Annotated in this window: 10 protein-coding genes; 9 read left to right on the top strand and 1 reads right to left on the bottom strand. The window is 70.4% G+C overall.

What is annotated here, in order from left to right:
• The first annotated feature begins 31 nt into the window (after positions 1-31).
• The 8 genes from nrdR (at position 32) to AB5J51_RS12320 (ending at position 10,307) form a co-directional block, all read left to right on the top strand.
• Positions 32-544, top strand: coding sequence for a transcriptional regulator NrdR (nrdR, locus tag AB5J51_RS12355; RefSeq protein WP_053787772.1), 513 nt, complete (start codon positions 32-34; stop codon positions 542-544).
• A gap of 128 nt (positions 545-672) precedes the next feature.
• On the top strand, positions 673-3,561 hold the full coding sequence (locus tag AB5J51_RS12350; RefSeq protein WP_053787771.1) for a vitamin B12-dependent ribonucleotide reductase: 2,889 nt from the start codon (positions 673-675) through the stop codon (positions 3,559-3,561).
• A gap of 484 nt (positions 3,562-4,045) precedes the next feature.
• Positions 4,046-4,990 (top strand): hypothetical protein, encoded by a 945-nt coding sequence (locus AB5J51_RS12345; protein ID WP_369777724.1) that lies wholly within the window; start codon positions 4,046-4,048, stop codon positions 4,988-4,990.
• A gap of 201 nt (positions 4,991-5,191) precedes the next feature.
• Positions 5,192-6,031 carry an arylamine N-acetyltransferase gene (locus AB5J51_RS12340; protein ID WP_369777723.1) on the top strand — a complete coding sequence of 280 codons (840 nt, stop codon included), beginning with the start codon at positions 5,192-5,194 and terminating at the stop codon, positions 6,029-6,031.
• Between the two features lie 32 nt (positions 6,032-6,063).
• Positions 6,064-6,669 carry a YdbC family protein gene (locus tag AB5J51_RS12335; protein WP_053787769.1) on the top strand — a complete coding sequence of 202 codons (606 nt, stop codon included), beginning with the start codon at positions 6,064-6,066 and terminating at the stop codon, positions 6,667-6,669.
• Positions 6,670-6,742: 73 nt separating this feature from the next.
• Positions 6,743-7,402 carry a histidine phosphatase family protein gene (locus tag AB5J51_RS12330; protein ID WP_053787768.1) on the top strand — a complete coding sequence of 220 codons (660 nt, stop codon included), beginning with the start codon at positions 6,743-6,745 and terminating at the stop codon, positions 7,400-7,402.
• An 11-nt stretch (positions 7,403-7,413) separates the two neighbouring features.
• Positions 7,414-8,331, top strand: coding sequence for an ADP-ribosylglycohydrolase family protein (locus AB5J51_RS12325; protein ID WP_053787767.1), 918 nt, complete (start codon positions 7,414-7,416; stop codon positions 8,329-8,331).
• 251 nt (positions 8,332-8,582) lie between these two features.
• On the top strand, positions 8,583-10,307 hold the full coding sequence (locus tag AB5J51_RS12320; RefSeq protein ID WP_369777722.1) for a DUF4173 domain-containing protein: 1,725 nt from the start codon (positions 8,583-8,585) through the stop codon (positions 10,305-10,307).
• 103 nt (positions 10,308-10,410) lie between these two features.
• Here AB5J51_RS12320 and AB5J51_RS12315 read toward each other — a convergent pair whose 3' ends face one another.
• Positions 10,411-11,964 (bottom strand): MFS transporter, encoded by a 1,554-nt coding sequence (locus tag AB5J51_RS12315; RefSeq protein ID WP_234382308.1) that lies wholly within the window; start codon positions 11,962-11,964, stop codon positions 10,411-10,413.
• Between the two features lie 141 nt (positions 11,965-12,105).
• On the opposite strand from AB5J51_RS12315, the gene AB5J51_RS12310 reads away from it, so the two are divergent.
• Complete coding sequence (locus AB5J51_RS12310) at positions 12,106-12,708, top strand: TetR/AcrR family transcriptional regulator (protein WP_369777721.1); 603 nt, start codon at positions 12,106-12,108, stop codon at positions 12,706-12,708.
• Positions 12,709-12,767: the final 59 nt, after the last annotated feature.

Below are 12,767 nucleotides of genomic sequence, written 5' to 3'. Positions count from 1 at the left end.
CAGTCGTGCCAAGAGGGAGGGTGAGGGAACCATGCACTGCCCCTTCTGCAGGCACCCCGACAGCCGCGTCGTCGACAGTCGCACCACGGACGACGGCACGTCGATCCGTCGGCGCCGTCAGTGCCCCGACTGCTCCCGTCGTTTCACGACGGTGGAGACGGCCTCGCTGATGGTGATCAAGCGCAGCGGGGTGACCGAACCCTTCAGCCGTACCAAGGTCATCTCCGGCGTGCGCAAGGCGTGCCAGGGGCGGCCGGTCACCGAGGACGCCCTCGCCAAGCTCGGCCAGCGGGTCGAGGAGGCGGTGCGCGCCACCGGAAGCGCCGAGCTGACCACCCATGACGTGGGTCTGGCCATACTCGGCCCGTTGCAGGAGCTCGACCTGGTCGCGTACCTCCGGTTCGCGTCCGTTTACAAGGCGTTCGACACACTCGAAGACTTCGAGACCGCCATCGCGGAACTCCGCGTGCCACGGCCTCATCCCGAAGAGTGCGAGCCCCGCGGGACCGTCCCGGTCCCCGTGCCCGCCTCCGCCGCCGACTGAGCGGGGGCCGCAGCGCAGCGCGGCCTCCCGGACAGATCAGGCGAAGAAACGTAGATACAAGACAGACCGTGCCGCGGAATAACGCTGGCACTTTAGGGCGTTTTTGCCCGCATATGGGAGGAAGCGGCATGACAGAGACGGCGAGCGGCTCGGCACGAGGTTCCCGCGCCAAGGGGACCAAGACTGCCAAGAGCGGCCTTCGGATCGAGCGCATCCACACCACCCCCGGCGTGCACCCGTACGACGAGGTGAGCTGGGAGCGCCGTGACGTCGTCATGACCAACTGGCGCGACGGCTCGGTGAACTTCGAGCAGCGTGGCGTCGAGTTCCCCGACTTCTGGTCGGTGAACGCGGTCAACATCGTCACCAGCAAGTACTTCCGCGGGGCCGTCGGCACTCCGCAGCGCGAGACCGGTCTGAAGCAGCTGATCGACCGCATCGTGAAGACGTACACGAAGGCCGGCGAGGACTACGACTACTTCGCGTCCCCCGCCGACGCGGAGATCTTCGAGCACGAGCTGACCTACGCCCTCCTGCACCAGATCTTCAGCTTCAACTCCCCGGTGTGGTTCAACGTCGGCACGCCCCAGCCGCAGCAGGTCTCCGCCTGCTTCATCCTGGCCGTCGACGACTCCATGGAGTCGATCCTCGACTGGTACAAGGAAGAGGGCATGATCTTCAAGGGCGGCTCCGGCGCCGGCCTGAACCTCTCCCGCATCCGCTCCTCCAAGGAGCTCCTCTCCTCCGGCGGCAACGCCTCCGGTCCTGTCTCCTTCATGCGCGGCGCCGACGCGTCCGCGGGAACGATCAAGTCGGGCGGTGCCACCCGCCGCGCGGCCAAGATGGTCGTCCTGGACGTGGACCACCCGGACGTCGAGGACTTCATCGCCACCAAGGTGAAGGAAGAGGAGAAGATCCGCGCCCTGCGCGACGCGGGCTTCGACATGGACCTGGGCGGCGACGACATCACGTCCGTCCAGTACCAGAACGCCAACAACTCCGTCCGCGTGAACGACGAGTTCATGACGGCCGTCGAGAACGGCACCGAGTTCGGCCTGCGCGCCCGCATGACCGGCGAGGTCATCGAGAAGGTCGACGCCAAGGCGCTCTTCCGCAAGCTGGCCGAGGCCGCGTGGGCCTGCGCCGACCCGGGCATCCAGTACGACGGTGTGATCAACAACTGGCACACCTGCCCCGAGTCCGGCCGCATCACCGCGTCCAACCCGTGCAGCGAGTACATGCACCTGGACAACACGTCCTGCAACCTCGCCTCGTTGAACCTGATGAAGTTCCTGAACGACGACGGCAAGGGCAACCAGTCCTTCGACGCCGAGCGCTTCGCCAAGGTCGTCGAGCTCGTCATCACCGCGATGGACATCTCGATCTGTTTCGCGGACTTCCCGACGCAGAAGATCGGCGAGAACACCCGCGCCTTCCGCCAGCTGGGCATCGGCTACGCCAACCTCGGCGCCCTGCTGATGGCGACCGGCCACGCGTACGACTCGGACGGCGGCCGCACCCTCGCCGCGTCGATCACCTCGCTGATGACCGGCACCGCGTACAAGCGCTCCGCCGAGCTGGCCGCCATCGTCGGCCCGTACGACGGCTACGCCCGCAACGCCGACGCGCACAAGCGCGTCATGAAGCAGCACGCCGACGCCAACGGCGCCGCGCCGCGCACCGACGACCTGGACAACTCGATCTGGGCCGCGGCCACCGAGGCCTGGCAGGACGTCCTGCGCCTCGGCGAGAAGAACGGCTTCCGCAACTCCCAGGCCTCCGTCCTCGCGCCGACCGGCACCATCGGTCTCGCGATGTCCTGCGACACCACGGGTGTCGAGCCGGACCTGGCCCTGGTCAAGTTCAAGAAGCTCGTCGGCGGCGGCTCGATGCAGATCGTCAACGGCACCGTCCCGCAGGCCCTGCGCCGCCTGGGCTACCAGGAGGAGCAGATCGAGGCGATCGTCGCCCACATCGCCGAGCACGGCGTGGTCGTCGATGCCCCGGGCCTGAAGACCGAGCACTACTCGATCTTCGACTGCGCGATGGGCGAGCGTTCCATCTCCCCGATGGGCCACGTCCGGATGATGGCCGCGATCCAGCCCTGGATCTCCGGCGCGATCTCCAAGACGGTCAACATGCCGGAGTCGGCGACCGTCGAGGAGATCGAGGAGATCTACTTCGAGGCGTGGAAGATGGGCGTCAAGGCGCTCGCGATCTACCGCGACAACTGCAAGGTCGGCCAGCCCCTCTCCGCGAAGAAGAAGGAAGAGGAGAAGGAGGAGGTCACCGCCAAGGCGGAGGACACCATCCGCGCGGCCGTCGAGAAGGTCATCGAGTACCGTCCGGTCCGCAAGCGCCTCCCCAAGGGCCGCCCGGGCATCACCACCTCCTTCACGGTCGGTGGCGCCGAGGGCTACATGACCGCGAACTCCTACCCGGACGACGGCCTGGGCGAGGTCTTCCTGAAGATGTCCAAGCAGGGTTCGACCCTCGCGGGCATGATGGACGCCTTCTCGATCGCCGTCTCGGTCGGTCTGCAGTACGGCGTGCCGCTGGAGACGTACGTCTCGAAGTTCACGAACATGCGCTTCGAGCCGGCCGGCATGACGGACGACCCGGACGTGCGGATGGCGCAGTCGATCGTCGACTACATCTTCCGCCGCCTGGCGCTCGACTTCCTGCCCTTCGAGACCCGCTCGGCGCTCGGCATCCACACCGCCGAGGAGCGTCAGCGCCACCTGGACACCGGCTCGTACGAGCCGCTCGAGGACGAGCTCGACACGGAGTCCCTGGCCCAGTCGGCGCCGCTGGCCGCCGTCCCGGCAGCCCCGAAGCCGGCCGCGGTCGTCGAGGTCCAGACCCCGAAGACGGCGCACTCCAACGCCGAACTGGTCGAGATGCAGCTCGGCGTCTCCGCCGACGCCCCGCTCTGCTTCTCGTGCGGTACGAAGATGCAGCGCGCAGGCTCCTGCTACATCTGTGAGGGCTGCGGCTCGACCAGCGGCTGCAGCTGAAACGAGCGGAATTGCATCCGATGCATCATTGAGCATCCCTTGCTGAGGTCGTTGACCGGCAGGTGAGAGAGGGAGCCGCCCCCTGGGCGGCTCCCTCTCTGTCGTCGGACCCCCTTCTGGGCCCCGCGCAGACGCAAACTACCTGGTCACGGCGGTGGAGTCGGCCTGGCGGCTCCACCGCCTTTGATGCGCGGGACGCGTGACTTTTGTGCCTGGTGCCACGAGTCGCCGCGTCTGGGGCTTGTTTCGGCGGCGGCTGTCGTGACATGCTCCGGGCCATGATCAAGAGAATCGAGTCCTCCGTCCGCCGATGAGCGAGACGACCGGGACAGGACTGCCCGGATCACCGACAACACTGTTCGACCACGCGCTCCGGCTACACCAGCTGGTTCCCGGAGAGCCGCTTCATCGCGACGGGGAACCGTATCCCGACGAAGGCTTGCACCGTCATCGAAAGGGCCCGCGCGCACCTGAGGACCGGCACTTGGCCGGCAAGGACGCGGCGCTCGTCCTCGACGCACATTTCGCGCGGGCCTCTGCCCTTCCCGGCGAATTGGCCGATGCCTTCCACGACGTCTACATCCCGATTCATCCCAACGAGCACATCGCCGCCGCGGCTGAGCGGGCGGACAGAGAACGCGTTCGCCAAACTGGCCGCTGGCTGGTCCGACATGGCACCGACCGATGTTCGGTCACCGTTGGGCTGGCCCTGGTCGCTGCCGTGGGAACAGCCGACGACATCCCGTTGATTCAAACGATCGGGCTGCTCTCCAACCGCTTCGGTCCACTGGCGGCGCATGCTTTCGAGAGTCAGCCAGCAGGAGTCGAGGCCCTGCTCTGGCTTGCCGAGCGAGTCACCGGCTGGGGACGCGTCTACGTCGTTGAAGCTCTCTGCAGACTCGACGACCCAACTGCCCGACCATGGCTGCTTCGCAGGGCCTGCGACGGCGACTTCCTCAACGGGTACTTCGCCGGCAAGGTCGCCACAGTCGCCAGACTCCATGAGGCGCTTGCAGACCTCGAGACTGACAGCGAGATGGTCGACCACATCGGTCGGCTACTCCATCTGATGAGCGATTGCGGGGGTATGGGCCTCACCCTCGCTCACTACCCCCATTCGGGAGTGGTCCTGGAAGCTCATGCTCGCCATGTGGGTTCGCTCGGCCCGACCACCGAGCGCTACTTCACGATCGCAGTGCTCGCTCAGCACCTGACTACGCAGCCTCCCAAGGCTGCGGGGTGCACCAAGGCCCAGCAAGAAGCGCTCCGGGCGACGTACCTCGAAATCCTCGACCGAGAAGAGTGGACCCAGACCGCACGCGCCGGCTTCAAGGCGGATGACAACCGGATGCGGTGGCTCGCCGACCACAGGGCGCCACAGCTGAGGCTGCGTGCGTTCCCCGATCGAGAGCCGGATGTCGAGGAATAGCGCACGCCAGGAATAAGTGATCTCCGCCAGTACACCGGGCGTAGCCCGCACGGGTAGCTGACCAGCAGTTCACGAAGGGGACCGGCCGATGCCGGTCCCCTTCGGCGTGGGGTGGGGTTGGCGTGCGGGACCGCCGTGGTGATCATTGGGCGGAGCGGGGCCGGCTGGTGCCCGCGGGTCGGACGGCGGAGCGGGGGAGACATGTGGAGCGGTGACCAGCTGGATCTCGATTCCTATCTGGCGCGGATCGGCTACGACGGGCCGGTCGGGGACGACGGGGAACTCCGGCCGGACCTCGGGACGTTGTACGCAGTGCACCGGGCCCACACCGGCGCCATCACCTTCGAGAACCTGGACGTGCTGCTCGGCCGCCCCGTCGAGCTGGGCGTCAAGGCCCTGGAGGACAAGCTCGTGCACGGCCGCCGCGGCGGCTACTGCTACGAGCAGAACTCGCTGCTGGCCGCTGCCCTGGAGCGGATCGGCTTCGACGTCTCCGGGCGCGGCGCCCGCAACCGCACCCGGGGGGACACCCTGCTCGCGGTGACGCACGCCGTCCTCGTCGCCGCCGTCGACGGGGAACCCTGGCTGTGCGACGCCGGGTTCGGCCACCAGGGCCCCCGCGAGCCCGTCCCGCTGGCGCGGCCCGGAGCCGAAGTCGTGCAGGGGGAGTGGACGTACGCCGTCCGCGAGGAGGGCGACGGGATCCTCGTGCTGTGCATGCTGCGCGAGGGAGCCTGGCGGGACCTGTACGCGTTCTCCCCTCAGCCCTACTACCCCGTCGACTACGTCCTGCTCAACCACTACAGCTCCTCCCACCCCCGCTCCGCCTTCGTCGGGCAGGTCGTCGTCCAGCACCCGGGCGCTCCCGTCCGCCGGGCGCTCGTGGGGCGCGAGCTCAGCCGCCTGTATCCCGAAGGGCGGGTCGAGCGGCAGTCCGTGGCCCCCGACGAGCTGCACGCGCTGCTCGACCGGGAGTTCGGGCTTCGGCTGTCCGGGCGGGATGCGGAGGAACTGGAGCGGATCAACCGCGATAGGGACTGACCGGGGCCGCGCCGGGCCCGTACGATGGCGCGGTGCTGGTCAAGTGGATTCGCTGCACGGTGACGGACCGACGCGGGTTCGAGCGCGGGCAGCGCAAATGGGCGGGGCTGCCTGGCGAGCCGGGATTCCGGGGACAGGGTGGCGGTTGGAGCCGGGGGAGGCAGGGGGTCGCGCATGTCTTTGCGTTCTGGGAGAGCCGTTCCTTCTACGACTCCTTCATGGCCCGGTCGTACGACCGGCTGGCCGCGGCCCAGACGGGTACGTACACCAACGCCCGGGTCACGCTCTTCGACCACCGCTTCGACGTGAAGACCGGCTTCGAGCCGCGGTTCACCGACGCGGACGTCGTGCGCGTCGCCCACACCCGGGTGCGGGAAGGCCGCGTGGACCACTTCGCGCTCATGCAGGAGAAGGTGTGGAACCCCGCCATGGCCGGCTCACCCGGAATGATCCGGGGCCTCTTCGGGGAGGCGCCGGGCCGGGAGTTCCTCGTGCTGTCGATGTGGCACGCCGCCGCCGAACACGGCAAGTACCGTCAGGAACGGGTCGAGCGGCTCTCGCTGCGCGCCCAGACCGAGGCCGACGTGGAAGCCCTCACCGGTGACGTCGTCGACCTCGAATCGTCCTGGACTGTATGACCGTACGACGAGCGGCGGGCCCGACCGGCGTGCCCGTGTGCCGGGCCCGCCGGTGGCCGAATAGGGTCGGGGAATGGCACGACCACGGCGCATCGTCCTTGTCCGGCACGGGGAATCGGAGGGCAATGCCGATGACACGGTGTACGAGCGGGAGCCCGACCACGCCCTGCGCCTGACCCCCCGGGGGCACGAGGAGGCCGCGGAGGCCGGAGTACGGCTGCGCGAGCTGTTCGGCGACGAAGCCGTCAGTGCGTACGTCTCCCCCTACCGCCGGACCCTCCAGACGTTCCGCGAGCTGCGGCTGGACCCGTCGCGCGTCCGCATGCGCGAGGAGCCGAGGCTGCGCGAGCAGGACTGGGGGAACTGGCAGGACCGGGCCGACGTACGGCTGCAGAAGGCGTACCGCGACGCGTACGGGCACTTCTTCTACCGCTTCGCCCAGGGTGAGTCCGGCGCGGACGTGTACGACCGGGTCGGGTCCTTCCTGGAGAGCCTCTACCGCAGCTTCGAGGCGCCGGACCATCCGCCGAACGTGCTGCTCGTGACGCACGGACTGACCATGCGACTGTTCTGCATGCGCTGGTTCCACTGGTCGGTGGCCGAGTTCGAGGCCCTCTCCAACCCCGGGAACGGTGAATTCCGGGTGCTTCTGCTGGGTCCGGACGGCCGATACCGGATGGACCGCCCATTTGAACGGTGGACCACACCGGAGCCTTATGACCTGGACGGCTAGAGTGACGCGGGATGACCGCTGACTCCTCTTCCGAAAGGCGCTACGCACGCGCCATGGCCAGCCTCCGCGGGCTGGCTCTGGGTGACGCCCTGGGCTCCCAGTACTTCGTCCCCGTGAACTACCCCCTCCTCAAGCGCCGCGAGCTGCCCGCCGGCACCGAGACCTGGCAGTGGACCGACGACACCGAGATGGCCTGCTCGGTGGTGGCCGTCCTCGCGGATCACGGACGCATCGACCAGGACGCCCTGGCGAGCTCCTTCGCCCACCACCACGACTTCGACCGCGGCTACGGGCCCGCAGTGAACCGGATGCTGCGGCTCGTCCGGGAGGGCGAGGACTGGCGCACGCTGGCCGCCGAGCTGTTCAACGGGCAGGGCTCGTGGGGCAACGGCGCGGCCATGCGCATCGCGCCGCTGGGTGCCTGGTACGCCGACGACCCGGAGCAGGCCACGCACCAGGCGGAGATCTCCGCCTACACCACCCACCAGCACCGCGAGGCCGTGTGCGGGGCGATGGCCGTCGCCGCGGCGGCCGCGCTGGCGGCGGCTCCGGCCGGTCCGCCCAAGGCCGCCGACCTGCTGGACGGGGTGATCGCGCTGGTGCCGCGCAGCGCCGTCGGCGCGGGGCTGCGGCGGGCCCGGGACATGCTGGACTACGGCGACGCGACGACGGTCGCGGCGGTGCTGGGCTGCGGGCGGCGGACCAGCGCCCACGACACCGTGCCGTTCGCCCTGTGGTCGGCGGCGCGGTCGCTGGACGACTACGAGCGGGCGTTCTGGACCACCGCGCAGGTGGGCGGCGACGTCGACACGACCTGCGCGATCGTCGGCGGGGTGCTGGGGGCGCGCGGGGACGCGGTGCTGCCCGCCGCCTGGCTGGCCCGTACGGAGGCCCTGCCGGCCTGGCTGCCGGAGACGGCGGCGCGTTAGCCGACGGCGCGGCGGCCGGCGGTGCGGCGGCCGGCGGTCAGATCGCCGGCGGCGCGATGGGCCTTGCGGCCTGGTGGCCGGGCCGGGGGAGCGGGCTTACGCGGTGGGCGATATGCCCCGTTCTGATTGTCACGGTCCTGCCACAGGGGCCGTTCCGGTGTGGCTGAAGCCGCACGTCACGGGCCTACCCTGTCCGCGCGCTGCCTCCTCCGTCGTGAAGACGGAGGCGGCCGACAGGGGAGGGGAACCCGATGTCAGAGAACACCGACGGGGTGGCCGACGCCGCGTCCGGGGACACGGCCGGGGGCTCGGCGGCCGCCGCTCCGGCGACCGGGGCGCCGTCCGCGGAGCCTGTTGCCGGGCCTGCTGCCGTTGGGCCGGGCGCCGGGGCGGCGGCGGGTGTTGCGCCCGCCGGGTGGGATCCCAAGGCCTGGCGGGCCTATCAAGTGCGCCGGCAGCGGACCGAGTCCGGGGCGTGGTCCATCGCCCCGCTCGCCTGGGCCGAAGCCGCGCGGCCGGGGCAGGCCGGGCCCGTATCCACCGCCGTGCTGGTCTGCGCCGTCGTCGCCGGCATCGCCTCGGCCCTCTTCCTCGGCGACGGCCTGGGCCCCGGCCTGCTCCTCGCAGTCGTGCCGGCCATCGCCGCCGCGTACGTCGCCGCCCGGGCGGCCCGGCGTACCGCCCGCCCCTGGACCCTGGTCTGGGCGATCGGCTGCGTGGCCCTCCTCGCCGTACCGGCGCTGCGCGACGCCGGCTGGCCGTCCGCACTCGCGCTGTTCGCCGCCGTCCTGCTCGGCGCACTGGCCCTGCACGGCAGCCGCACCTGGCCCGGCGTCCTGCTCAGCCCGCTCGGCCTCATCGACGCCACCGTGCTCGGGGTCCGCTGGGCCTGGAAGGGGCTCCGCTCGCGCGGCAGCGGGGTCGACCGGAGCCGCTGGCTGCCCGTGGCCAAGGCAGCACTGGTGGCCGTGGCCCTGCTGGTGCTCTTCGGCGCCCTCTTCGCCTCCGCCGACGCCGCCTTCGCGGACCTGCTGAACGGGCTGACCCCCGACGTCTCCATCGGCGACAGCCCGGTGCGCCTCCTCCTGTTCCTGATCGGTGCCCTCCTCGCACTCGCCGCCGCCCGCGCCGCCGCGGCCCCCTCGCGCTGGGACCGGATCCGGGTGGCGCCCGGAAAGCCGCGCTCCCGTGTCGAATGGGCGCTTCCGCTCGTCGTGCTCGACCTGCTCTTCGCCGGCTTCAACGCCGTCCAGCTGGCCGTCCTGTTCGGCGGCTACGACAAGGTCCTGGAGAGCACCGGGCTCACCTACGCCGAGTACGCCCGCCAGGGCTTCTGGCAGCTGCTCTGGGCCACCCTGCTCACCCTCGCCGTGATCGCCCTCGCCCTGCGCTGGGCCCCGCGCGCCGGAGCCGGCGACCGGCGCTTCGTCCACGTCGTCCTGGGCACCCTGTGTGCGCTGACCCTGGTCGTGGTCGCCTCCGCGCTGCGCCGGATGGACCTGTACGTGGACGCGTACGGGCTGACCCGGCTGCGCGTGTCGGTGGCCGCGATGGAGCTCTGGCTCGGGCTGGTCATCGTACTGATCATGGCTGCCGGGATGTTCGGCGCGAGCCGGCTGCCGCGGGCGGTCGCGGGAAGCGCCGCCGTCGCCGTCCTGGCGTTCGGGCTGCTGTCCCCGGACGGGATGGTCGCCGAGCGGAACGTGGCCCGCTTCCAGCAGGACGGCAAGATCGACCTGGCCTACTTCCAGTCCCTGTCGGCGGATGCGGTGCCCGCCCTGGACCGACTGCCCGAACCCCGCCGCTCCTGCGCCCTGCGCGGCATCAACAACGAGCTGTCGAGGGGCGGTCGGGTGCCCTGGTACGCGATCAGCCTCGGCGAGTACCGGGCCCGGCAGATCCTCCGCGAGCGCCCGGTGAAGGCCCCGTACGAGGTCTGCTCGAGCCTGGGCACCTTCCACAGCCGCACCGGGTGACCGCCCGGCGGCGGTCGTACGAGGGCCCGGGCGCGGGATCTTCCCCCGCGCCCGGGCCTCCGTAAGCCGGACAGGGGCCCGGCCCCCGTACACCGGACCGGACTCAGGCCGCCGGACCGGCCTCCGCGGCGGCGCCGTTGAGGGCCTCCAGGTCGCTCTTGCGCACCCGGATCACCAGCAGCGCGGTGGCCAGGGCGAGCCCGGCCATGGCGACGGCCGCGATGAACGCGGTGGAGATGCCCTGTGTGAGGACGAGGTCCCCCCAGGGGTCGGGCAGCCGCCCGGTCTCCTTGAACGCCGCCATCTGACCTGGGTCCGCGTGGGCCATGAAGTCCGGCACCTGTTTCTCCCCCTCGCTCCGGCTGGCCGTGCCGAAGACGGTGACCAGGATCGACAGGCCGAGTGAGCCGCCGACCTGCTGGCTGGCGTTGAGTAGCCCGGACGCCGCGCCCGCCTCCCGCTGGGCGACCCCGGAGACGGCGGTGAGGGTCAGTGTCACGAAGTTCAGGCCCATGCCGAAGCCGAACACCAGCATCGGCCCGAGGACCCCGGAGACGTACGAACTGTCGGTGCGGATGAGGGTCAGCCAGGCCAGTCCGATGCCGGTGAGGGCCGATCCGGCCACCATGAACGGCTTGGGGCCGAACCGCGGCAGGAAGCGCTGCGAGAGGCCGGCGGCGGTGACGATCGCGACGGTCACGGGCAGGAAGCCGAGCCCCGACTGGATCGGCGAGAAGCCCAGCACGTTCTGGACGAACTGGACGATGAAGAAGAACATGCCGAACATCGCGGCGGCGAGGCCGAGCATGATCAGGTACGTGCCGGCGCGGTTGCGGTCGGCGAACATCCGCAGCGGGATGATCGGCTCGTGGGCCCGCGACTCGATGGCCACGAAGAGCGCGAGCAGGACGACGGCCGCGGCGAAGGAGGCGAGGGTGAGCCCGTCGCGCCAGCCGTCCTCGGACGCGCGGATGAACCCGTAGACGAGCGAGGCCATGCCGCCGGTGGAGGTGAGCGCCCCCGCGATGTCGAACCGGCCCGGGTGGCGCTCGGACTCGGTGATGTAGAGCGGGGTGAGCACGGCGATCAGCACGCCGATCGGCACGTTGACGAAGAGCACCCAGCGCCAGTCGAGCCACTCGGTCAGCATCCCGCCGGCCAGCAGGCCGATCGCGCCGCCGCCCGCGGAGACGGCGGCGAACACCCCGAACGCCCGGTTGCGCTCGGGGCCTTCGGCGAACGTGGTGGTGATCAGGGCCAGCGAGGTCGGGGAGGCGATCGCGCCGCCGACCCCCTGCAGCGCGCGGGCGGCGAGCAGTTGCCACGGCTCCTGCGCGAAGCCGCCGAGCAGGGAGGCCACGGTGAACACCAGGATTCCGGTCAGGAACACACGGCGCCGGCCGAGGATGTCGCCGGCCCGGCCGCCGAGCAGCAGGAGGCCGCCGAAGGCGAGCGTGTACGCGCTGATGACCCAGGACAGGTCGGTGGTGGAGAAGGAGAGGGCGGTCTGGATGTGCGGGAGTGCGATGTTCACGATCGTCGCGTCGAGGACGACCATCAGCTGGCAGGCGGCGATGACCGTGAGGGCCACGCCCGGGCGGCCTTCCCGGCGGGCCGCGCCCGGTATCCGGGGCGTGGCGAGTTGAGAGCCTTTCACCGTGGAACCCCCCATAGTGAAACAGTGAACGTATTCGTTCACTGCGGGTCCACGGTAGGAGGCCCTTGATAGTGAACGCAACCGTTCACTAAGGCTGAAAACGCGTGCGAGGGGCGCGTGGGTCGGTCGGAGGCAGAGGTGATGGTGGGTTCGCGCTGGTCAGTGACGTCACCGGGGCGCAGGCGGGGTCCGGAACTCGAACGGGCGATTCTCGACGCGGCCTTGGAGCAGCTGAGCACCGTCGGCTGGAACGCGCTCACCATGGAGGGCGTCGCGGCCTGCGCGCACACCGGCAAGGCGGCGGTGTACCGGCGCTGGCCCTCGAAGGCGGACCTCGTGGCCGACGTGCTGCGGACCGGGCTGCCGCCGATCGGAGGGATCGCCGATCACGGATCGATCCGGGGTGACCTCGTCCGGTTGTGTGTGCGGATGCGGGAAGTGATGGAGTCGCGGGCCGGCCAGGCGCTGCGCGCCGTCCTTCACGAATGCGACCACGCCCATGCGGGCCGGTTCCATGACGTCATCCGGGCGGGGCTGCACGAGCCCGCCCACCGGTTGATCAGGGAGCTTGTCCAGCGAGGGATCGAGCGGGGGGACGTGCGGCCGGATGCGACCGGTCCGTTCGTGGCCGACGTCATTCCGGCGATGATGATGTACGGCGCGAAGGTGTGCGGGAGCGAATGGGCGGATCCGGACATCGAGGAAATGATCGATCAGGTGATGGTGCCGCTGCTCAGGGCGTGAGATCGCCGTACCGACTCCACCCGGGCCGGGGTGTGCAGGCGGCTCGGGGCGGCGTAACC

Source organism: Streptomyces sp. R33, assembly GCF_041200175.1.
In the GTDB taxonomy this organism is placed as follows: Bacteria; Actinomycetota; Actinomycetes; order Streptomycetales; family Streptomycetaceae; genus Streptomyces; species Streptomyces katrae_B.
The sequence above is the reverse complement of the archived record's forward strand: the minus strand, read 5'-3'. Positions and strand labels throughout refer to the sequence as shown.

Excerpts from the sequence above, each read along its gene's own strand:
- AB5J51_RS12340 (WP_369777723.1), top strand. The coding sequence starts at position 5,192 with ATGTGGAGCGGTGACCAGCTGGATCTCGATTCCTATCTGGCGCGGATC.
- AB5J51_RS12325 (WP_053787767.1), top strand. The coding sequence starts at position 7,414 with ATGACCGCTGACTCCTCTTCCGAAAGGCGCTACGCACGCGCCATGGCC.
- AB5J51_RS12330 (WP_053787768.1), top strand. The coding sequence starts at position 6,743 with ATGGCACGACCACGGCGCATCGTCCTTGTCCGGCACGGGGAATCGGAG.
- nrdR (WP_053787772.1), top strand. The coding sequence starts at position 32 with ATGCACTGCCCCTTCTGCAGGCACCCCGACAGCCGCGTCGTCGACAGT.
- AB5J51_RS12310 (WP_369777721.1), top strand. The coding sequence starts at position 12,106 with ATGGTGGGTTCGCGCTGGTCAGTGACGTCACCGGGGCGCAGGCGGGGT.
- AB5J51_RS12350 (WP_053787771.1), top strand. The coding sequence starts at position 673 with ATGACAGAGACGGCGAGCGGCTCGGCACGAGGTTCCCGCGCCAAGGGG.
- AB5J51_RS12320 (WP_369777722.1), top strand. The coding sequence starts at position 8,583 with ATGTCAGAGAACACCGACGGGGTGGCCGACGCCGCGTCCGGGGACACG.